The sequence below is a fragment of the Lysinibacillus sp. GW247-5R2A genome (assembly GCF_059424475.1).
This window is the reverse complement of sequence record NZ_JBWKZL010000011.1, coordinates 164,147-184,743: the sequence shown is the minus strand read 5'-3', so window position 1 is coordinate 184,743 and position 20,597 is coordinate 164,147. Positions and strand designations below refer to the sequence as shown.

Genomic DNA, 20,597 nt, shown 5'->3' with positions numbered 1-20,597 from the left:
ATGGCTCTTTAATGTATTTTTGTTCCATTGGGTACATGCTGATCAGGTGTTAACAGGATGACGTCTCCCTCACCGGGCACTCCACCAATGACTAACACCTCTGACTTAAAACCGGCAACGCGGCGTGGGGGGAAATTAACTATTGCTACGACTTGCTTTCCAACCATTACCTCTGGCGTATAACGTTTTGTAATTTGGGCGGAAGACTGTTTAATACCGAGCTCCTCACCAAAATCGATGTTCATTTTTATTGCTGGAACACGCGCTTTTGGTAGCTCCTGTGCGTCCAAGACCGTACCCACTCGTAGATCAAGCGCTGTAAAATCCTCAAATGTGGCCATTATACAACTCTCCTTCATTTCAGCTATATAACAATGCTAACATTATGTGGGAAATTATTCAAAATAAAAAAGAAGAGCACAAAGAGTGCCCTTCTTTTCTTAACGACGATGCTCTACCAGGTCAATAGCTCCTAACACAATATGAGCTAAACCAAAGCCAAAAATGGTGTTGGCCACCATTTTATTAGAGCCATGCTTTTGCTTCATGGCATATCCTGCCGCTGTGACAGCCGACCCGAGAATAGTTGGGATTAAACCTTCACGAACATTATTCATAAAATTGATCCCTCCGTCGTATGATTCGGTATAAGTTTCATACCATACTTACTATGAACGTTTGTAGCGTATCCTATACGAATAAATAATAGGTTGAAAATATACGGCTGTCATTTATTGTTGAATAGGTGCTACTTCTATTTGCTCGACCATCAATTCGTTCTTCGTATGATCGAATTGATAGGTAATGTGGAAATCAGCCACCTTTATAGGAAAGACACTAGCCGCAAGGGTCAATTTTATCTTTTGATTTTCTACATAATAAATCGTTATCCCACCAAAGCCTAGTTCATCCTGCTACAATTCTATCTCTGGATCGACATGATAGTCAACGTGATATTTCTTGCCTAGTGCTCGGCCCGTAATCGTTAATGTTTCATAATCCTTTTTCACAACGTTGGACTCAATATGTTGAGCAACAATTTCCTCATAATGGGGGACCTTTATTTCTTGTAAGTCCTGATTTACTATATGAATATTATAATTATCTAGCCCTGTTCCTCTGTCAGTTTGAATGATGATAACAGCTTCTTCTTTGCCATCCTCCGTCATATCTATGTAAAACACTTGTGGTTCGGTTTCTGTATCACTAGGGTTGTTCCAGTTAAAGTCCTTCACCTGCCCTTTAATTTCTAGCTTTACGCCATCTCCTTTCTTATACAGTTTTACTTCCTGATTGTCAGAGGCCCCAATTAAAGTGGCATCCATATGTGTTGGGCTGTGGGCTTCCTTCGAAACTTGTTCTTCTTTTTGATCTGATTGGCATCCTGAAAATATAACTGTACGTAGCAATAGCGATGGAACAAATACTTTTTTCAATCGTATCTACACCTTTCTTATTCATTGTAAAATCTCTGTATTTATCATGAATAGACGATTTCGTACATTACAATAATTTGCAAAAAAAGCAAATTCCACTTTCTATTAAATAGTTGTTGTAGTAAATATGAAAATTTTGGATTTATTGAAACGAAAATGAAGCATCTACCGTATAGTAAAGGAAGGGGGTGCGGAAATGAAATATGTAGGCATCGGTACAATATTGTCCATCCTAGGTGTAGTATTTTCAATCCTAATATGGGGTACAGAAAAAGCGCATTTACTTTCTGGATTGGTAGGTGGAATATTCATAATATTCGGTCTATTAATGTCGGGTTCAATGGGCAGTGGGGATAGAATGCGGGCTAATTTTGCAACAGAAACAAAAGAAGATAGGGACGAACGCAATCATATCATGAATAACGCTTTATTGTTAGCATTACCGAATATTATTGTCGCTATCTTTGCGTATTATATGTGAACATACCAGCTCAAAGGAAAGGATGTTGTGTACCTTGGAGAAAGAAAAAGATTATTATTCAGAAGCATCTAGATATACACTTGCAGTTGTTCTCTTCACACTCATTATTTGGGGCATCTATGATTGGCGAAATGCAACACCCAATGGTTTTCAATTTTTATTAATAAATGAAATTGTTATCACACTTGGGATTACACGCTTTTTTTTGAAAAAACGAGATCAAAAACGAAAGCTCTCTTAAAATAATCTTTACATAGATAATCAAAAAAGTGTCACATCTACCCTAGGTGTGGTTTTTTTTATTGCATTTAATAAGTAAGAGTACATTTGCAATAGAGAGGTGGTACTATGCAATTAACAGATGGTACACGGACGTTTGAAACGGATATAATTGATGAAGCTGCTAGAAAAAAGGAACGTGATGAGCAGGAGCGGGAGATGCTTAATGTCTTTGCACGCTATGCATATCTTCGATACAAGCAAATACGGGATAAGGTCAATCCGCGTAAATGCAAATACATGTATATCCACCAAGTTCGCCAACAATTAACTTCACCCGCAAGACTACAACGTGTTTGCAATCTTGTAGGCATGACGGATGAAGAAGTACTGTATATTGTAGAATTTGTCCGCAAGTATTTGAAATACGTCAAATAAAAGCCTCATCATTGAATGGGGTTTTTTTACATAATTTCTAGGGAGAATTGTTTCTCAATATCCCACTCCTTATAGTATGATGAACGTGGATAAAGGAGTGAAGCGATTTTGAGATTCATTAAATGGTTAGTTGTTTTTATTATTTTCATTGGTATAGTTGGCTATGGCGTATTACATTTTGGCACGAAATTTGCGTCCGAAAAAATTGTCAATACACTCTCAACAGAATTAGAGAATAGTGGACAAATGGAAGAAATAAAAAATACGATTGAAAATGATCCGGAGCTAAAGGCCTATATGGAAGAGGCGAAAACGGTTGATAGTAGTACGTTACCGTTTACATCAAAAGAAGATGCTACGAAAGTAATCATTCAGAAGGTTGGTATTACAGAGCTCAATGATATTCGTGTGAAATTACAAGATGGCTCCATGACAAAGGAAGAGGCATTGCAACAGGTAGAAGGAAAATTATCAGATGAAGAAATAGCTGCATTAAAAGTGATAATTTATAAAGAACTGTACGAATAAACAAGGCAATCGCTAATTGGGCATTTAGCCTAGCAGAGGCACTTACTAAATGGTAAGTGTCTTTTTTCTGTACATGTATACAGAGGGCCATTCTCTGAAAACGACCAAAAATTTTAGTGAGTTAGAAAAATTGTCCCCTTTTACAGCATGCCCGTTTATATAGATGGTACAGAGATTAATTGTAGGGGAGAGGGGTAGCTATGATTTACAGAGTAGTAAAGAACGAAAATTTTGTCGTATTGGACAAGGGCTTTTTAAATGATGATCAATTAAGTTGGAAGGCGAAGGGGTTACTTGCCTATATGCTGTCATTACCAGATGATTGGGATTTTTGTCTGACTGATTTAGCGACACGTAGTAAATGTGGACGTGAAGCAACCGCTAGCATTATCAATGAACTGATTTTGGCAGGTTATCTTCAAAAGGTGCAGGAGCGAACAAAGGATGGGAAATTCAGCAAGGTGGAGTTTGTCGTTTTTGAAGTATCAAAACGTGCTGCCCAGCCGTCAACGGGTTATCCGTCAACGGCCGCACCACAAACGGAAAAGCCTACACAACTAAATAATAAATTACTAAATAACCAATTACTAAAAAATAAAGATGATGATTAACCATCACATACAGTCTACTACTTTTACGAACAGCAAGGCTTTGGCTCACTGTCGGCGTATATTACGGCAAAAATTGATTCCTGGCTTACCGTTTTTTCAGAGGAAATCGTCATTCATGCGATGAAGCTAGCTGTAGAACACAATGTATTGCGCTGGCGGTATGTTGAGAAGATATTGCGTAATTGGCATCATAAACAACTAAAGACCATGGCAGCTATTGCTTCAGATCAAAGGCGTTTTCAGGCGAAGAAGGTAAAAGTGACGGACATTCCAGCCAATAGACGACAAGAGATTATTCCGCAGTGGTTTCATCATCGACATGAAGAGGAACGGCCACAGCAGCCAACCATTAATTTTGAAGCAGAACGACAAAAAATATTAGCGCTGCTTGAAAGTGGTTAAACGACCTAATTTTCGGCATACCATAAAGGCTTCACAGATGAAAAGTAAGCATGATCCTCCAAAATTAGCTGAATTCTGGCTAATGCATCGTCAAAGGATTGCGGATCATATTGGCGTGTCCAAGCAATAGTTGCAATGACATTCATCGCGGCATATAAGGCATAAAGGCGCCAAAACTGATCATCTGGTGGCTTTGTGAAATACCCATTTATTTGCCCGATGCAATAGGGGACACTATGCCGTCTACTAAACAGCGCTAGATTATAAAAATCATGATAGGGATCACCGACATCATAGCCATTGAAATCAATAACCCCATTGAAGCTGCTTTGGTGACAAATCATGTGACCAAGATGGTAATCATCATGGAGAAGCGTAATAGGGCGTTGTCTTAATAGCGGCCAATGTTCTTCGATAAAGCTCAATAATTTAGCTTCTTGCGGAATTTGATAAGAATCCTGTTGATAGGCTTGTAAATAATTAGTAAATTTCTCTTTTTGTAACGTCTCCCATTGGACAGTTTTTGGTGCTTTCACCTGATGAATTTTTCTTAATTCTTTCCCAGCTGCGAGACCGAGATGGTACTGCTCTGTGTCCGAAAGGTGAGAAATGATTTCATCCGCAGGGGTGCCTATTAAATAGCTCATAACCATTGCTGAAAGATCGTTGTCAGGGAGGACCATATATTCAATGGCCTTATGTGTTTGAACTCCTTGTAGCTCTAAGTCCTGTAGCAAAGTAAACTCAATCCATCTTTTGTCGTGATGTGCGAGATCGGATAGCCGTACAAAATAAGGTGTATCATCAACTGTTACAACATATTTGGTATCAGAGGAATAACCATTGTCGATTTTATCAATAGCCGTGTAACCTTGTAAGCTAGTTAATCGATTCATGATATTTTCTACAACCATTTTATCGCTCTCCTTCCATCAGTTTAGAAGATACAAAATACTATATGGAGCTGTCTTTTGTCAATGCACCTGTTGAAGTGAAATGATCATTTATTCATCATTTTAAATAATATTCATGAGCACAACTAACTAGAAAAAATGGTGTAGCTTGCATTTACTAGAATAAGTGAATGTTCTTTCATTCACGGTCATTAGCTTGACATGTGTAGCAGCAAAAAAAGGTGAAATAGAGCAGTCACCCATTCAGCCCCATCAGTCAACCATGGCAAATAGTTAGAATATCGCCCTATAACTAGTTGTTGATTCTCCCCTAAAATCGACTAACTAATGAATAACATGGTTGTCATTCGCAAAAAAATGGTAGGAAAGGATGGTGCATAATGAGTTTTGTTATTGAAATGCAAATAATGTCAGGTTTACCGAATCAGCCGCTTACCGCTATCAAGTACGTGGTAGCGCATGAATCAGGTAACAGCACAAACACAGGTCCAAACGCATTAGACAATGAAATTGCCTATATGAATAGAAATAAAGCCAATGCCTTCGTTTCTCACTGGGTAGGGGGAGGTGGACGTATTGTGCAAGTAGCACCCGTTAACCGCGTCCAATATGGCTGTGGACCAAAAGGGAATCCATATAGCTATGCCCAAGTAGAGCTAGCGCGGACTTCCGATAAGGAACAATTTAAAAAGGATTATGCGGCTTATATTTGGTTATTACGCAAAATGGCTATAGAAGCAGGAGTACCAACTATTTTAGACGGTACCGGCAACGGCATTAAATCCCATCGATGGATTGCCGATAATTTGGGCGGCACCACACACAAAGATCCGTTTGCCTATTTAATGAGTATGGGTGTTACCGAAGCACAGTTCCAACAAGATATAAAAAATGGCCTGGAGGAGGAGTTAACCGTGTCACAATATAATGAGTTGAAGCAGGAAATAGAGGCATTAAAAAACCTATTAGCGACTAAACCCAGTTTACAATCCGACAGAGAAGTAGGCGCATCTTACAAAGAAGCATGGGATTGGGCCGTTCGAGAAGGTATTATCCGTGGAGATGGTAGTAAAAATATGAATCCAGCAGGCGCTCTCACGCGGGAGCAAATGGCTACTATGCTCAAACGATATTACGATAAATTTGTCGATAATAAATAACTATGCTATAATATAGAAAGGATAAAGTTCGTTGAAACAGCGTGCTTTATCTTTTTTTTTAAGATCTTTAGAACTTTTGTCGAAATAAATAGAAGAGAGGCGGGGGTTAGGATGTTAACAAAAATTAGAAAAGTAAAATTTGAGCAGGAACGAAAAAATCCGTTATACAATGTAGTCATGGAATGTCCAGAGGGAAAGCAATTATATGTTAGATTTGATTATACGTATAAGACTAAAAACTTCTGGCCATTAGAAGTAAATTATAATAAGAAAAATTATGGCGCTAAACTGGCATGGTATACAAATGAAGTTGAAAATATGACTGTTGCTGCATTTTTAGAGAAAATTGCTAATAAAATTAATAAAAAATATGAGTTCGAGTTAAAACAACACTAAAAAAGCAGCATCCTTCAGGGGAAGCTGCTTTTTGCTTGTCCATTATTTTGTTGTAATATAGACCGTTAATTTGGCTTCATCAAATGTTACCTCTGCGCCAAGTGCTTGACTTACAAAACGTAAAGGGACCATTGTTGTTCCTTGATAAACTTCAGCTGGGTGACTAAGGTTAATAGTAGATGTCGTTCCATTTGCATCGACATAAGCCGTTTTGTTACCAACGCCGATGACAATTTTCTTGCTGTCCTTCGTCGCAGTCACTTTTTTAGTAGCACTCTCATAAGAAACTGTTGCACCAAGTGCTTCAAAAATCGGTTTCATCGGTACCAATGTTGTGCCATTTTTCATGTAGGCGCTTGGCGTATAGCTTTGTTTTACATTATTCAAATAAACGGCTACTTTTGTCAATGCCGGTGCTTGTACTGCTGTTGTCGGCTGTGTATAGTTGCTTTGACCACCTGAGGACGAACCACCGCCGCTATTCCCATTATGATAATGATAGCCTGTACAAAGACCCTTTGCCTTTGATTTCTCTGAACAATTATGACCACCATTGCTATCGAGACGCCCTGGATGCGCGTCAGCAATCGAGGTAGTAGTGAAGAATAGTGTAACCATCGCTAAAAACAAGACCATTTTTTTCATATATATCCTCCTATTATCAAAATATGTAATTATTATACTATCAAAAAGTGGAATTTGGAATGTTTTTATAGTAAATTAGTCGTGAAAAACAACAATGAAACTGTTACATATACAAAATAGAAGGCACTAACAGATCAATTATTAGTGCCAACTTGATTTAAACGGAGTAGTTCATTTTAACTTCCCTGTTTTTTTGTAAGAGGTGATGGAGGACAGCAGAAAAGTTTCTAAAACAAAATGTATCCATAACCATTTTTGTATTTTAAAAAGGCATTCATTAACATCTTACATACTTACGTTTAAAACCAAGCTTCCCTCGATCGAGTTCCTTTTGAATATTTTCATACGCATTCAATGTCGTGCTTTTTTTATTGTCACGCTTCATTTCTACAGGACCAACTGCCTGTGCTGTGGCCACTGCCTTATCGTGAAGGGGTACATAGGAAATCGCGACTGTGTAAAGGAAATTATTCATCGCAGATTTTGTTCGTTCGGGGGCAGTATGAATCGTATGATTTACAACATCTAGCATGCTCGCTAATTTGCTCTCAGAAAACTCGCTATCTTTGCGATTTCCTATAAGCCAGCAATAGCAGCTCCAGCCCGCTGACATTTTCAGTTCCTCACCACTTGCCATCCAAGCATCTGCCACCTCTTGTGCAATGGGGGATTCGGCTAAAGTGACTGCCACTACATAATCAGATAGCATATAAAAATAGGCAGAATCCATCCATCGATCAAAGTCAGCCGCCGTCATCGTTTTTGGATCTGCAATGATACCCGCAAAGTACATGGCATCATAATTGCCAGTAGCATAAAGCTCTTCTGCTAAAGCCTGATCGATTTTAATTTTTTTAGCAATCGGCTTCATCGCTCCAGTTGCCACGCCAAAAACCGGCTCATGTGCCCCATTCGACATATACATTTTCTTCGTACGTTCTTTGCCTAGCTCCTCCAGCTCCTGCATGACCATTTCTGCATTCATAGAAGCACTTCCTTTTTATCTAATTTCAACGCCATCCCTTATTATCCTATATGGAATGTCCTTTTGTCATGGTTGAACTCGTTTCATCTGGAGAAGGAGAGGCTGCTTATACTTTCCGTGCGATTAGAATCCCTATTCAAATATAGTTGAATGATTAAAGCCTATTCCAAATAAACATAAATTGTGCTGCATCCGCTTCAAGAGCTAGTTGGTGATACTCGGTCGATTCATCCTCAGTAATTAAGCGACCCTTTTGAACATTTAAAATGGCATGCTTAACAGAATCGGGATGTTCAACGGAATAGTGAGAATCCTTAAGGAGTGTCAGGGCAGAGCGACATTTATGTTTATCAATGCGTTCATTTTTTCCTTTGAAATATAATTTTATAAGGTAGGGGGTGTCATCGATGATTAAACCAAGCTCTGGGTTTGAACGCACGATTAAGTCACCACAAACCCAATTAGATTTACCTGGTTCAAACCACTGCACATTTTTGTTTTTAAAAAATTTTAAATAAGCTTTCATTGCTTCTTGATAATTTTTCTGCCGAGCAGGGAGGGCATTGTCTATCATATCGAAAAGGTAGGAGTCATTAAAATGATGCTCATGGTATTTTTTTAATCCCTCGCGTAATGCTTTCCAATAATCCTTAATTGGATGATAATCACCCTGATATTTAATATCTTTCACAAACTTCGTCTTGGCGGTACTTCCCTTCATCGTGAAGTCCGTAAATTGTGTTAAGCCAATAGATGGCTTTGTCAAAATCGTCATTTTCACATCACCCTTCCTTCAAAAAATTACAATGTTATAGATTAGTATTATATTGGAATGGCTAAATTTATATGATTGCTCAAAGGCTGATGAACGCTAGCATTGAGGGGTTCTACTACTATAGAAAAATTAATTTTTTGAAAAAAGGATGTTTAGATAGGATGGCGCTGGGAATATAAATAGCGAGCTAGTCAATAGCTCAAAAAATAATTAGGAGGAATAGAAAATGGCTAACAAGCAAAACAATCGCAACAGAAACAACAATGAAAACATGACTGTCGAAGAAGCGGGACGTAAAGGCGGAGAAGCTACCTCCAAAAATCATGATCGTGATTTTTATGAAGAAATAGGACGTAAGGGCGGCGAGGCTACGTCTAAAAATCATGGACATGAATTTTATCAAGAGATTGGTCAAAAGGGTGGAGAAGCTACAGCTGACAACCACGGCGAGGAATTTTATGAGGAAATAGGTCGTAAAGGCGGCGAGGCTCGCAGCAAACAGCGTAGTACTAACACCAACAGTAACCAAAATCGCCGAAGTAACAATAATCGCTAATTACGTTAAATAAAATAAAACCCTTCACACACGAGGCGTTTGTAGTTTTTACTACAAGCGCCTTTTTTTGTTGAGTATTTCCTCTATATGTATAGGATGAATTGGTTGAATTTATATGAATTGTAGTATATATTTAATCCGTTTCTAGTATCGTTACATGAGAATGTTTGCAGAGGAAATGAGGACGGTTCATGACAAAACAACGTAAAGAGAAAGACCTATATGAAATCATCAACTCCGTTGTGCAGGCTGTGGGCATGACGATGACTATAAAGCAGGACCATTCAGGCGTAAATATGAGTTATAACTTTATTGGGGATTATGTAGGCTTTGATGCTGAACGTTTAATTGAGGCAAAGAATGAGTTGCAATATCCACTATCACTAGAAGTGTATGTAAAAACGATGACCTTACATGAACTGGGTCATGCGGTGGATCGTGAAGCATTACAAACATCGCTTCCACGTACTATTGAAATTTTTACAATGAAAAAACAACATACCTTACAGGAAATTTATCTTCATAAGCATCTGTTAACGATGTTGCTGGAGGAACATGACATGAATATTCAATTTGAGCAAACAGCATGGGAAAATGCTCGGGCTCTTAATCGTAAACATCACTTCGTATGTGATGAGGATTTTGATTTTATAAAGCAGCATAGCCTGGCGACCTATAAAAAAATATATGAGCAAGATTTACAGGCATATCACCATCTTTTGAACCAGCCTGTCCCTCAATTAGCATAGCTAGAAATGATTATTTCATACCTTTCCAAGAATGAGATCAAACCAATTAGGGCAATGTAATATTACTTGGAGGTGATCATTTTGACAAAGGGCAAGCAATATAAACGTCAATCAGAGTTGGCGGAATTAGCGACAGATTTAAGTCCAGATGATTTAGATGTGCGTGAAGATAATGCGTTAACAAAAGAACAAAAGAAAAATTCAAACGATACTCATTGTTCGAACGAATCATCATCACGTAAATCTCAATCATAATTCACACACCACAATCCATTCGATTGTGGTATTATTTTTGTCCGTCATTTCACCATAAATAGACGAAAGCCAGAGAAGTTGGATCAAATCGTCTCATAACATAACAGAGAGCCATTCATTGAGAATGGTTCCTAAAACGACCTGTCCTCTAAAGGGGGAATGGGGAAATTTACATAGAAGAATAACTATCATTTTTTTATCAACGCCATGTTATAATCTTTATAATGGAAGAGGGAGGTATGGTAAAAATGGAATTTTTTATTATATTTATTGGCATTGTCGTAGTCGTCAGCATCATCAGTAATGTTAGCAAAAAATCTAACGAATCCAATGAGCAAATACATGATCTACATGCAACAAACGATTTCCATGGGCATCATTCACATACTACTATTCAGGAGAACCATCATTGTGCTGACAATAGTTCAACAACTCATGATTCGTCATGCGGTCCTTCAGGGGATTGATCAATCAGTTGAATGGAAGAGGATTAAAAAAGCCTAATGATCAATAATACTCATTAGGCAAATTCATATTTATAATTGATGTGCTTGAATGGACTGTCTTTGATGTAGTTTTTTCATCACAAATCGAGCAATAGGCTGTGCTAATAAAAGTTCAATCCAAAAAGCCACAGCAAAATTCCTTGGCCAAATGTGAAGAAATTGTTGAAAGGGCTCTAAGCTAATTTGCTTGGTTCCGACCCAAGGACCAATGATTGATAAAAAAATAGACAATACCGTTACATGTAATAATGTATCCAATAGCACGCGTGCATTGAACCCATCTGTTGGGCCTATTATAACAGGCATTATTTTTCCAACTAAGGGACCCGCAACAGCGCTCACTAATAAAATGACAATGACCCACATAATGGGAATAATTTTAAGTGTCTCCGTATATACAGCTATACTAAAACCTCGTTCTAGCCCAACAATAATGGGTGCAATGGTATTGACAGAAATAACTGAAACAATCAATAAAAATAAAATACCCTCTTTTTGGTTTTGTGGTAGCCGATCTTCTTTGTACATACTTATCCTCTCCATTTTCAATATTTTCAGATGGCAGAGATTTGTGAAACAAGTCGGCTTGTACACTATGCGTGAGGGCAAAATTTGATATAAATTCGCCCCATTACTGCGCATTGATACAATAAGTATATCAGTTAGTTTACAGTTAAACAAATAAAAATTATGAATTAAAGGATATAGAGGTGGAATGAGCATAGCGAATATACAGCAATATATTAAGCTGAGAGCGATTGTCCTGTATTATCTATGCCCGTAGTTTTTCCTTGTTGTTGAATGTGGATTAACTTTCTGTTAGCAGCCTCCAAAGCTAAATAAGTCCTTCCGACTAACTAACCATAGATTATTACCATCATAAGGTTGTAAAATAAGGGATAGATACAGAGAGAATTTGGAGGGAAAGATATGATACGATTTGAAAATGATTATGCAGAAGGCGCCCATCCGCAAATTTTGCAAAAATTAGTGGAAACCAATGAAGAGCAATCACCGGGCTATGGCATGGATGAGCATTCTGAAAAAGCTAGAGCGTATATCAAAAAAGCGATAGCAGCCGAGCAGGCAGACGTTCATTTTTTAGTTGGTGGCACGCAGACAAATACAACTGTAATCGCCTCCATCCTACGTCCTCATCAAGGCGTTATTGCTGCAACTACAGGCCATATTGCTATCCATGAGACGGGGGCAATTGAAGCGACCGGTCATAAAGTGCTTACTTTGCCTAGTGATGATGGCAAAATAACGGCCGCACAGGTTAAAGCATGCTATGACGCACACTGGCAAGACAGCACACATGAACATATGGTACAGCCAGGCTTAGTGTACATATCCCATCCAACAGAAAATGGAACAACTTATAGTAAAGCTGAATTAACCGCATTAAGTAAAGTTTGCCGGGATTGTGGATTGCCATTGTTTCTAGATGGCGCCCGTTTAGGCTATGGTTTAGTAGCACAGGATAATGATTTATCTTTAGCAGATATTGCTCAGCTTTGCGATGTATTTTATATAGGTGGTACAAAAATGGGGGCACTATTCGGCGAGGCGGTCGTAATCGTAAATCCTGCCTACCAACGAGATTTTCGCTATATGATCAAGCAAAGAGGTGGGCTACTGGCAAAAGGTAGATTACTAGGTCTTCAGTTTGAAACATTATTGGAGAACCATCTTTATTTGGATATTGCCCAACATGCAGTAGAGATGGCGATGCTCATTCAACAGGCATTTATCAATAAAGGCTTTGCATTACGCTATGATTCGAAAACCAATCAGCAATTCCCGATTTTGCCGAATGATTTACTGAAAACATTAGGCGAAAAATATTCATTCTCCGTTTGGGAAACATTCGATGAAACACATACGGTTGTTCGCTTTTGTACAAGCTGGGCAACAAAAAAAGAAAATGTGGAGCGTTTAATAAAGGACATTGAGCGTTTAGCATAAGGATTAAACTGCACTTAGAATTCCTAGGTGCAGTTTTCCCCTATTATTCCCTAATTATGGCTATAATGAGAGTAGAGAGAAAGGTGGGAGTGTAGCATGAACTATGTAGCATTACTAAGAGGGATTAATGTAGGTGGACATAATAAAATAAAAATGGCTGACTTAAGAGAAGCTCTTATACCGCTAGGATTGCAAAACATTCGTACCTATATTCAAAGTGGAAATATTCTTTTTGAATCGACCGAATTAGAGGAAGTTTTGCAGAAGCAAATTCATGAAACAATCCAAATGAATTTTGATATTACAAGCACAGTTATCATTAGAAGCGCTGAGGAACTTCAGCATATCGTCAACAATTGCCCATTTTCTCAGCAAGACATCGCTGAAGCAAGTGCCACAGCAGTTGGGGAAAGCCTACATGTTGCCTTTTTACCTGCTGTCCCAACAGAAGAGATTCGTCATAAGTACTTATCCTATGAAAATGATCAAGAGCGTTGCGTCATCATTGGCAGAGACGTTTATCTTTTATTTTACAAGAGCATCCGCAATGCTAAACTGAGCCAACAATTGCCCAAGCTCGAGATGCCCGCAACGGTTCGTAATTGGAAAACTACCATGAAGCTTACGTCAATGTTTGAATCATGAAACGAGCTCAATTAAGTTATTTCATTTATCCAATTACCTACTTCATCGTAAGAACAATCAATCAATGGAGGAAACAAGCATCTATTACATGGGGCGAAAACGTGACAATGATGATAATTACGATGGTCATCCTATATCTCTTTATTTTTCTGTGGAATTGGTCGAAAAAGCCGTATCAATGGGGGAAGAAAAATAATAAGGAAACATAAAAACGGGAGCAATTTTCACTTCTTTTGAAAGGATGGATGCTCTCGTTTTATTTTTTAAATTGTGTTAATAAATAAGTAAGCGATCATATAAAAAAGCTGTAGCGAGGTTATTCGCTACAGACAAGAATTGGTTGACCCTTTGAGGTTTTCCAATGTATTATAGCATAATTATTTATTTCTTGCATAGAAGGGGGAGGATTGAGGTGTCTTGCATTGTAACACGCCATCAACTTTCCACCATGAACTGTCTATCAATGAGGCATATATTCACCTACTCGCTACCTTACTTAAATTTCTCCGGCTTAGCTACTTTAATGGATGCAGCTTCCCCACAATTTGTGCAAAACGTTAAAATAAGTGGAGATCCAGTAGCCATAATTGAACCGAAAGGCCGTATATTTCCTTCACTCGTGAAGCTGCCAATTTGTCCTGAAGCAAAGGCATCGTTTCCACATGCTTTACAATTCATTTTATCATTTTCCATATAAACACCTCTTTATGTAATTTATGTAAATATAACATAAAAAAGATGGCACAGGTAATCAATGGGCTAGTCTTTTTAGTTTAAAAATAAATAGTTTAGTGTTAAACTATTTATCTGAAAGAAAGAGTGTGTTGCTCTTTTTTGTTATAAGGAGGAATTAAATATGAATCGTGTACAAAATAAAGTAGCTTTAGTAACAGGTGGCGCATCAGGAATTGGTTTATCAGCAGCAATCTTATTAGCCAAGGAAGGCGCAAAAGTGGTTATTGCTGATTTCAATATTGAGGGTGCTCAAGAAGCGGCACATTCTTTAGTAAAAGAAGGTTACGAGGCTTCAGCGATTTTCCTTGATGCAGGGGATGCTTCTTCAATTGAAGCGGCAGTGAACTTCACGGTGGAACAATACGGTACATTAACTGTATTGTTTAACAATGTTGGTTTAACAAACTTGCAGAAGGATTTAGATGTGGTGAATATCGACTTAGATGAATGGGATCGTTTAGTCAATGTGAACTTAAAATCCATTTTACTTGGAAGTCGTTTTGCGATTCCACATATGCAAAAGGCAGGTGGGGGCTCTATTATTAACACAGCTTCCATGGCTGCATTCGCTAGTGACCAAATCCGTACAGCCTATGGTGCTACAAAGGCAGGCGTGGTCAATATGACTAAGAACATTGCCACTCAATATGGCAAAGATAAAATTCGCTGTAATGCGGTCGCACCAGGTCTCATTTTAACACCAGCAGCCAAAAATAATATGCCAGATGAATTGCTAGCAATCTATTCTAAATTTAATGCCCTACCCTACCATGGTGAAGCAGATGATATCGGTCACGCAGTGGTATTTTTAGCCTCGGACGAATCAAAATTTATGACAGGTCAAACAATGCAAATTGAAGGTGGCCATTATTTAGCAAACCCAACTATTGCAGATACAAATAATTGGTTAGCTACTCTTAAATAAGCTCTCAAAAAAGAGGTTGTCCTTTAATGGGCAACCTCGCTTTGAATAGTGTCTGTCTAGCTTCATTTACATTTTGGGGGCTTGTAACCCAAACTGTGCCCATTCCTCTTTGGCGGGACCATAAATGCCTGGAACAGCTAAGCCGGCTTGTCGCATGAGCACAGTTATTTGTCCACGATGATGACTTTGATGTTGCAATAAAAATAATAAAAGAGAGCCGTTAGGGATGGATTGACCAATAAAATCAATCATTTCATTCATGGTTTGGTCTGTCCATTGTGTTTCTATTGCTTCAATAAAGGCATTACTCGCTTGATGATAACTATCTGCAATCAATTGAGGAAGTGGGAGCAGGAAAATCCTCTGCTGGTGCCTCGAATGTTAGATTGGTATTGGCGGAAATAATTCGAATAGCTGTGACAGTATGCCAAGCGATACGTCCTAAGGTCCAATGTTCAGCCGTTATTGCTTGATGAAGCGATTCATCGGTAAGCTGGTGAAGTAAATTTTGTGTAGCAGTAGCTTCAAATGTCCAAGATTGTAAAAAATGCTCTACTGTTTGAAACATAAAAAACCCCTCCTAAAATGAAGTCTTTAAGGTTAACTAGTATTATTTTTCCCTCTATTTTGTTCCCAATAGAAAAGCAAAATAAAGTACGGCATAAACAGAAAGTGCGGTGGAAGTAACGATATACATTGTCCATTCACCAATCGTCAGTTTTCTTTTCCATTTTGTTAATTTAAGATGTCTGCAATACACCATACTAGAAATAAGTATAACTAGAAATGATAGTTCCTTTATGGATTCTAAAAGGGGAATCAAATCATCAGCTCCTTTAAACTGTTGCAATATATGAGGAGAGCTGTAGGAACATGACTACAAACACGGCATAACCGTCAGTAGCTGAATAAAAAAAGTGCGCCTCTATACAAGATAGAAACGCACATTCTTTTACTCTTCTCGAATGACCATAAATACACCGCTAAAAATGAAAAGCGAGCCCAACCAAAACGAAAGACCAATCGTCTCCCCTAAAAGGAGCCAGCCTAAAAATGTACCGACAACGGGCTGAAAGAAGAAAAATAAGCCCCCACTAGAAGCATTCATTAGTTGAAGCCCTTTATTCCACAATAAAAAACCACCAGCCGTTGAAACAATACCTAAATAGAGCAAGCCACCTGAAATCGTTGGCTGCACAACAATGGATAGATTCATCTCTATTAACCTTGGAATGACAAAAGGCGTCAATAGGATGACGGCAATGAAGGAAGAATAGGTTGTCACCACAATTTGAGAGTAATGACTTGGAACTTTTTTTACTAGAACAGACATCAATGCCCATGTTAAGGCAGCAAGCAATAAGTAGAGTCCACCTAATTGCTGGGTACTATCAATTCCGCCATGGCCTACAATGACACCAACACCAATCGTTGCTAGGATAATAGACAAGCATTTTTTCACGGTTATGTCTTCCTTTAATAGGACACGTGCAAAGACAACCATAAAAGCAGGTGTTGTAGCCGTAATAATCGCACCCATTTGTGCGGTGGAAAGCATGGTGCCCATTTCTTGAGTAACAATCGAAATCGTATTCCCGATTAGACCGACAAGAAAAATAAGGAGCCAATCCTTTTTAGCGATTTTCCAAGATTGTTTCGTCATAATGCCAATCAAACCAAGTGCAAAGACGGCAATTACATAACGAATCCAAACAAGCTCTAACGGTGGCACGACCTCCACCACAACTTTGACAACTACATACATAGCACCCCAAATGCTCGCCGCAAGCGATAAAAAGAGGGCGCCGATTAATTGTTTTCTCATGTTTTTTCCTCCGTTTTCATAGTTACCTATGTCCTTAACGGAGAAAAAGCGCTTCTACCGTTAAGGAAGAAGAAGTGCTGGAACGTCCTGTTCAAATAATGGAGCATACATCATCTAGATCACACCATCCTATTCATATATTTTTATCAGTATAAGGGAAAAGTCTATGATTTCATAGAAGCCATTCCTATTGAATAGCCACGCTAATTTCGAGCTGCTCTAAATAACGATAGAATACTAAAAACAGACCCTATGAATCCACAAACGAAGAATATATAAGCTACCAGTAGGGACATAGCTTCCAAGTGATCGGTAAAGATTTTATAGGCTCCTACTAAAAATAATGCTAAGCCACTAATGAAACAAATGAAATTCCTATTTTTAACAGTCATAACATCCCCCCTAAAAATTAGATTAGCGAATGAAGCTTGATTCTTTTTTTATGAAAACACCACCTAATGTGAAACTTGATTGTCAGCCATTACAGCGGTTCTTTTTATCACCATTTTACTAAAAATTGAAGCAAGGACTTGTTGAAATAACATCCCAAACACGACAGGCATTGCTACTTTACCTGGGAAGTATGTTGTGGCCACAATGACTCCAACGGCAATATTTCTCATACCGCCAGTATAGACAAAGGTAGCCATATGTGAATAGTCTTTTAGCAGATAGCGACCAATTAGAAAGGCGAAAACATAGCCTGAAACAGCAATCAGAAACACTAATAATATTACGAACAATAGGTGTAGATTAAAATCTTTCAAGTATGGAGCGATCGCACTGCTATTAATTAAAATAACGGCAAATAAACATAGCTTTGAAAAAGGTGCAAGCTTCTTCCCAATTTTCTTTGGTATTTCTCCCTTTGACCATTCATTCACGAATATACCTAGAATCGTCGGCAAGACAATCATTAAGAGTAAGCTAAGTATAAGCGAGAGAACGTCTAATTCAATTTTTTCACCCGACACAAAGAAAAGAATGAAAGGGAGAATAAATGGAGATAGGAGCGTATCGATTAAAATGATCGATAAGCCTAACGGTAAGTTTCCTTTGCAAATATTGATCCAAATAACACTTGTAACGCCTGTTGGAAGTGCAACCGCTAAAACAAATCCGACCGTTAACAAATGGTCGTCAAAGATAACAGTAGATAAGAAATACGCCCATAATGGCATGAATAGGTGAAGAAAAATAATGGAGAAGATAATAAGTCCGGGATGCTTCACAAAGATTTTTACATCTTTAAATTTCATATGTAAGCTTCCTGAAAATGTCATGAAAGCAAATAGCCATGATACGAGGAATAATAAGCTTTGTCCTATCCTTTCTAATAATACACCTAAAATTAAACTTAATGGTGTCAAGATCGCAATGTATTTTTGGAGAAATACATTTAATTTTTCTAACATCAAAAGACCTTCTTTTTCATCTGATTTTATAACTTTATGTTAAGAATAACAAGGAGAATAGGAGGATAAGCAAATAAAAAAGCAGAAGGTCCGATAGCCCTCGGTCAAATGAAAACAAGCGCTAATCCTTCATACAGAATTTCGCCCGATTATGGGAGATGATTAGTATATTTCTTGTTTAACGATTGCACCCTATAATACGGTTCACCTTAATGTAGCTTTCTGTATGTGTCCTTACTAACGAATTATCGCTATTTTCACCAAGACAACGTATAATAAGTGAAGCAGAAGAAAAAGAATTTATTTTTCCTCTAGTTAAAAAAAGAGGTGCAATTATTTGAAACAGTTTGAAACAGCATTACCTGAGCAGTATGAAGCATTAAAAAAACAGGCCAATTATACATCTAGCTGGCGAGAGCGTTTAGATGCAGTCGAAAAGTTATCGGCTTATCAACATGACAATATCATAGATTTATTAATAAATCGTATGCAGCATGATACTGTCTACAAGGTGCAGGTAGCAGCCTATGAAGCACTTGCGGCGCTTGGCGAGGACGTAGAGAAGCCATCACCAGCACGTTTTGATATTATCAAAGGGACAGATAAAATTTTCCTGCGCGTTAAAAAGAGCTTGCCGAAGGACCATACAGTGGCAGACTTTGCGGATAAACTAAAACGGATGCGTTTAGATGTCTTTGATGCGTATGAAGGCGACAAAGGTGAACAATTTATGAACTGGTTAGAGGAACGTTGGGCAAAGCTGTAATTTGTCGTAATACGTTTTATGAAGGAAAGTCATTCTCTCCGCTTGTGGAGGGGATGGCTTTTTGCGGTTCATCTAAAATGATTATGCAACCACCAAATTACAAGAAACATACTCACTATCCCCCAAGCAGTGGAACCCCATATCCACCAAATTACGGATGTAGCTTTTGATGAGTTTCCCTCGTTTTCCCTATTTGCTTTTATAAAAGTGATCTTACTTTCCATCCCTTTTTTCATAGAAGTGAGAACAACAAATCCAATTAGTGTGAAGCCAATAGTTATCCAAAGTAATAGGTCCATTTTCACTCTCCCTTTGAAAATTTTTCTTAAAAGAATGATCTTCAACATTCTAACCTGATTGTAGAAGAAAAGATTCTGCCTATCAACACAGAATTATTAAGTAAACTTTATAAATGATCAATTCGCTTGTCTCATTTGCATCATTTCTTTTGATAGTTGCCTACTTTATAGTCAAACAGCCTCTTCAAAATGGAAGGGGCTGTTCGTGGGGGGCATAGTTGTAAAATTTCGTATTAATGCGGAGCTTTTGTTTGCAGCAATTGGAAGCCCATATAAATAAATAGTATTCCTGTCGCCTTATTTAGAAGGCGTCCAAACTTTTGATTGCCTCGTAATTTTGTCGTCATATACGAGGAGAAGTAAGCAACAACTAAACACCAGACAAGTCCAGTTGCTGTAAAAGTAAGGCCTAAAAGGAGGAATGGAATGGGCCCAGATGCGTGAACATCAATAAATTGCGGAAGAAACGCAATGAAAAATAAGGAAACCTTTGGATTCGTCAAACTTGTAAATAGGCCCTGTATATAAATTTTTCTTAAGTTTAGTGTCCTAGTAGATGACTCAAAATCGATCGTTGACTGATCGCGTATCATCTTTATTCCTAAATAAGCGAGGTATATAACACCCATTACCTTAATGATTGTAAATAATACAATTGATTTTGTCAGAATGAGTGATAGACCAAAAGAAACCAATAACGTATGAATTAGGGAGCCAGTAATAATTCCAAAAACAGAATATACACCCGCTCTTTTCCCTTGGGCAATACTTCGTCCAATTATATACATAGTGTCTGCGCCAGGAACTAGATTTAATAAAATCCCTGTTAATAAAAACATTTCATAATGAATAATACCAAACATGTCAGCACCTCTATCTCTCTATTTTAGGGTGCCCTTATTGATAATAAAGGAAAAGACTTAGAAATAAAAGGATTTATTTATGTGAAAATTTACCTAAAAG

The 20,597-nt window shown here is 38.0% G+C and carries 29 protein-coding genes and 2 pseudogenes; 16 read left to right on the top strand and 15 right to left on the bottom strand.

The annotated features are described in order from the left end of the window. Positions 1 to 8: 8 nt before the first annotated feature. From csaA to AC07YC_RS17555, 3 genes are all read right to left on the bottom strand, one after another. Positions 9 to 341, bottom strand: coding sequence for a chaperone CsaA (gene csaA / locus AC07YC_RS17565; RefSeq protein ID WP_036125406.1), 333 nt, complete (start codon positions 339 to 341; stop codon positions 9 to 11). A 99-nt stretch (positions 342 to 440) separates the two neighbouring features. After that, a complete protein-coding gene (locus AC07YC_RS17560) occupies positions 441 to 617 on the bottom strand; it encodes a hypothetical protein (protein WP_008179752.1) in 177 nt (58 codons plus the stop codon). A 297-nt stretch (positions 618 to 914) separates the two neighbouring features. Next, positions 915 to 1,436 carry a hypothetical protein gene (locus AC07YC_RS17555; protein ID WP_494919998.1) on the bottom strand — a complete coding sequence of 174 codons (522 nt, stop codon included), beginning with the start codon at positions 1,434 to 1,436 and terminating at the stop codon, positions 915 to 917. Positions 1,437 to 1,632: 196 nt separating this feature from the next. On the opposite strand from AC07YC_RS17555, the gene AC07YC_RS17550 reads away from it, so the two are divergent. From AC07YC_RS17550 to AC07YC_RS17525, 6 genes and pseudogenes are all read left to right on the top strand, one after another. Then, entirely contained in the window at positions 1,633 to 1,917 is a 285-nt protein-coding gene (locus AC07YC_RS17550; RefSeq protein WP_336634966.1) for a DUF5316 domain-containing protein, read from the top strand. 34 nt (positions 1,918 to 1,951) lie between these two features. Further along, the gene (locus tag AC07YC_RS17545; RefSeq protein WP_336634965.1) at positions 1,952 to 2,158 is read left to right on the top strand and encodes a hypothetical protein; all 207 of its coding nucleotides are present in this window, start codon (positions 1,952 to 1,954) and stop codon (positions 2,156 to 2,158) included. A 107-nt stretch (positions 2,159 to 2,265) separates the two neighbouring features. Beyond that, positions 2,266 to 2,574: a hypothetical protein gene (locus AC07YC_RS17540; RefSeq protein ID WP_494919997.1), complete on the top strand. Its 309-nt coding sequence runs from the start codon at positions 2,266 to 2,268 to the stop codon at positions 2,572 to 2,574. A 108-nt stretch (positions 2,575 to 2,682) separates the two neighbouring features. Then, positions 2,683 to 3,102, top strand: coding sequence for a hypothetical protein (locus tag AC07YC_RS17535; protein ID WP_025117043.1), 420 nt, complete (start codon positions 2,683 to 2,685; stop codon positions 3,100 to 3,102). 200 nt (positions 3,103 to 3,302) lie between these two features. Then, positions 3,303 to 3,713 carry a helix-turn-helix domain-containing protein gene (locus AC07YC_RS17530; protein WP_494919996.1) on the top strand — a complete coding sequence of 137 codons (411 nt, stop codon included), beginning with the start codon at positions 3,303 to 3,305 and terminating at the stop codon, positions 3,711 to 3,713. 27 nt (positions 3,714 to 3,740) lie between these two features. Then, positions 3,741 to 4,115: pseudogene (locus AC07YC_RS17525) on the top strand (DnaD domain-containing protein); the annotation flags it as partial. 5 nt (positions 4,116 to 4,120) lie between these two features. Here the strand turns inward: AC07YC_RS17525 and AC07YC_RS17520 are convergent. Next, entirely contained in the window at positions 4,121 to 5,011 is an 891-nt protein-coding gene (locus AC07YC_RS17520) for a phosphotransferase family protein (protein WP_494919995.1), read from the bottom strand. A gap of 398 nt (positions 5,012 to 5,409) precedes the next feature. Between AC07YC_RS17520 and AC07YC_RS17515 the strand changes: the two genes are divergently transcribed. Then, a complete protein-coding gene (locus AC07YC_RS17515; RefSeq protein WP_494919994.1) occupies positions 5,410 to 6,189 on the top strand; it encodes an N-acetylmuramoyl-L-alanine amidase in 780 nt (259 codons plus the stop codon). A 111-nt stretch (positions 6,190 to 6,300) separates the two neighbouring features. Further along, the gene (locus AC07YC_RS17510; protein WP_336635010.1) at positions 6,301 to 6,585 is read left to right on the top strand and encodes a hypothetical protein; all 285 of its coding nucleotides are present in this window, start codon (positions 6,301 to 6,303) and stop codon (positions 6,583 to 6,585) included. 42 nt (positions 6,586 to 6,627) lie between these two features. On the opposite strand, the gene AC07YC_RS17505 is transcribed toward AC07YC_RS17510, so the two are convergent. The 3 genes from AC07YC_RS17505 to AC07YC_RS17495 all read right to left on the bottom strand — a co-directional run bounded on the left by AC07YC_RS17505 (position 6,628) and on the right by AC07YC_RS17495 (position 8,990). After that, positions 6,628 to 7,230, bottom strand: coding sequence for a copper amine oxidase N-terminal domain-containing protein (locus tag AC07YC_RS17505; protein WP_494919993.1), 603 nt, complete (start codon positions 7,228 to 7,230; stop codon positions 6,628 to 6,630). A gap of 277 nt (positions 7,231 to 7,507) precedes the next feature. Then, a complete protein-coding gene (locus tag AC07YC_RS17500) occupies positions 7,508 to 8,215 on the bottom strand; it encodes a DNA alkylation repair protein (protein WP_494919992.1) in 708 nt (235 codons plus the stop codon). A 154-nt stretch (positions 8,216 to 8,369) separates the two neighbouring features. Next, positions 8,370 to 8,990, bottom strand: a complete 621-nt coding sequence (locus AC07YC_RS17495; protein WP_336634959.1) for a hypothetical protein — start codon at positions 8,988 to 8,990, stop codon at positions 8,370 to 8,372. Positions 8,991 to 9,261: 271 nt separating this feature from the next. Between AC07YC_RS17495 and AC07YC_RS17490 the strand changes: the two genes are divergently transcribed. The 4 genes from AC07YC_RS17490 (at position 9,262) to AC07YC_RS17475 (ending at position 11,017) form a co-directional block, all read left to right on the top strand. After that, positions 9,262 to 9,546 carry a KGG domain-containing protein gene (locus AC07YC_RS17490; protein ID WP_371861927.1) on the top strand — a complete coding sequence of 95 codons (285 nt, stop codon included), beginning with the start codon at positions 9,262 to 9,264 and terminating at the stop codon, positions 9,544 to 9,546. Between the two features lie 191 nt (positions 9,547 to 9,737). Continuing rightward, a complete protein-coding gene (locus AC07YC_RS17485; RefSeq protein WP_494919991.1) occupies positions 9,738 to 10,295 on the top strand; it encodes an integrase in 558 nt (185 codons plus the stop codon). 72 nt (positions 10,296 to 10,367) lie between these two features. Next, complete coding sequence (locus AC07YC_RS17480; protein ID WP_230584799.1) at positions 10,368 to 10,550, top strand: hypothetical protein; 183 nt, start codon at positions 10,368 to 10,370, stop codon at positions 10,548 to 10,550. A 248-nt stretch (positions 10,551 to 10,798) separates the two neighbouring features. Further along, complete coding sequence (locus AC07YC_RS17475) at positions 10,799 to 11,017, top strand: hypothetical protein (protein WP_427417668.1); 219 nt, start codon at positions 10,799 to 10,801, stop codon at positions 11,015 to 11,017. A 69-nt stretch (positions 11,018 to 11,086) separates the two neighbouring features. Here the strand turns inward: AC07YC_RS17475 and AC07YC_RS17470 are convergent, their stop codons facing one another. Beyond that, on the bottom strand, positions 11,087 to 11,584 hold the full coding sequence (locus tag AC07YC_RS17470) for a DUF2798 domain-containing protein (RefSeq protein ID WP_336634955.1): 498 nt from the start codon (positions 11,582 to 11,584) through the stop codon (positions 11,087 to 11,089). Positions 11,585 to 11,986: 402 nt separating this feature from the next. Here AC07YC_RS17470 and AC07YC_RS17465 point away from each other — a divergent pair, with 402 nt between their 5' ends. Continuing rightward, on the top strand, positions 11,987 to 13,024 hold the full coding sequence (locus tag AC07YC_RS17465) for a threonine aldolase family protein (protein WP_494919990.1): 1,038 nt from the start codon (positions 11,987 to 11,989) through the stop codon (positions 13,022 to 13,024). Positions 13,025 to 13,120: 96 nt separating this feature from the next. Then, entirely contained in the window at positions 13,121 to 13,669 is a 549-nt protein-coding gene (locus AC07YC_RS17460; RefSeq protein ID WP_336634953.1) for a DUF1697 domain-containing protein, read from the top strand. 492 nt (positions 13,670 to 14,161) lie between these two features. Here the strand turns inward: AC07YC_RS17460 and AC07YC_RS17455 are convergent, their stop codons facing one another. Further along, a complete protein-coding gene (locus AC07YC_RS17455) occupies positions 14,162 to 14,362 on the bottom strand; it encodes a hypothetical protein (RefSeq protein WP_336634952.1) in 201 nt (66 codons plus the stop codon). Between the two features lie 163 nt (positions 14,363 to 14,525). Here AC07YC_RS17455 and AC07YC_RS17450 point away from each other — a divergent pair, with 163 nt between their 5' ends. Beyond that, a complete protein-coding gene (locus AC07YC_RS17450; RefSeq protein WP_336634951.1) occupies positions 14,526 to 15,329 on the top strand; it encodes an SDR family NAD(P)-dependent oxidoreductase in 804 nt (267 codons plus the stop codon). A 66-nt stretch (positions 15,330 to 15,395) separates the two neighbouring features. Here the strand turns inward: AC07YC_RS17450 and AC07YC_RS17445 are convergent. From AC07YC_RS17445 to AC07YC_RS17430, 4 genes and pseudogenes are all read right to left on the bottom strand, one after another. Next, positions 15,396 to 15,897 (bottom strand): annotated as a pseudogene (locus AC07YC_RS17445) (DinB family protein). 384 nt (positions 15,898 to 16,281) lie between these two features. Next, entirely contained in the window at positions 16,282 to 17,154 is an 873-nt protein-coding gene (locus AC07YC_RS17440; protein ID WP_336634949.1) for a DMT family transporter, read from the bottom strand. 203 nt (positions 17,155 to 17,357) lie between these two features. Beyond that, on the bottom strand, positions 17,358 to 17,546 hold the full coding sequence (locus AC07YC_RS17435) for a hypothetical protein (protein WP_336634948.1): 189 nt from the start codon (positions 17,544 to 17,546) through the stop codon (positions 17,358 to 17,360). Positions 17,547 to 17,609: 63 nt separating this feature from the next. Then, entirely contained in the window at positions 17,610 to 18,569 is a 960-nt protein-coding gene (locus tag AC07YC_RS17430; RefSeq protein ID WP_494919989.1) for a bile acid:sodium symporter family protein, read from the bottom strand. Between the two features lie 337 nt (positions 18,570 to 18,906). Between AC07YC_RS17430 and AC07YC_RS17425 the strand changes: the two genes are divergently transcribed. Beyond that, on the top strand, positions 18,907 to 19,335 hold the full coding sequence (locus tag AC07YC_RS17425; protein WP_336634946.1) for a HEAT repeat domain-containing protein: 429 nt from the start codon (positions 18,907 to 18,909) through the stop codon (positions 19,333 to 19,335). Positions 19,336 to 19,403: 68 nt separating this feature from the next. Here the strand turns inward: AC07YC_RS17425 and AC07YC_RS17420 are convergent, their stop codons facing one another. Both AC07YC_RS17420 and AC07YC_RS17415 read right to left on the bottom strand, forming a co-directional pair. Further along, positions 19,404 to 19,634 carry a hypothetical protein gene (locus tag AC07YC_RS17420; protein WP_494919988.1) on the bottom strand — a complete coding sequence of 77 codons (231 nt, stop codon included), beginning with the start codon at positions 19,632 to 19,634 and terminating at the stop codon, positions 19,404 to 19,406. Positions 19,635 to 19,867: 233 nt separating this feature from the next. Continuing rightward, on the bottom strand, positions 19,868 to 20,497 hold the full coding sequence (locus AC07YC_RS17415) for a LysE family translocator (protein WP_336634944.1): 630 nt from the start codon (positions 20,495 to 20,497) through the stop codon (positions 19,868 to 19,870). Between the last annotated feature and the right edge of the window lie 100 nt (positions 20,498 to 20,597).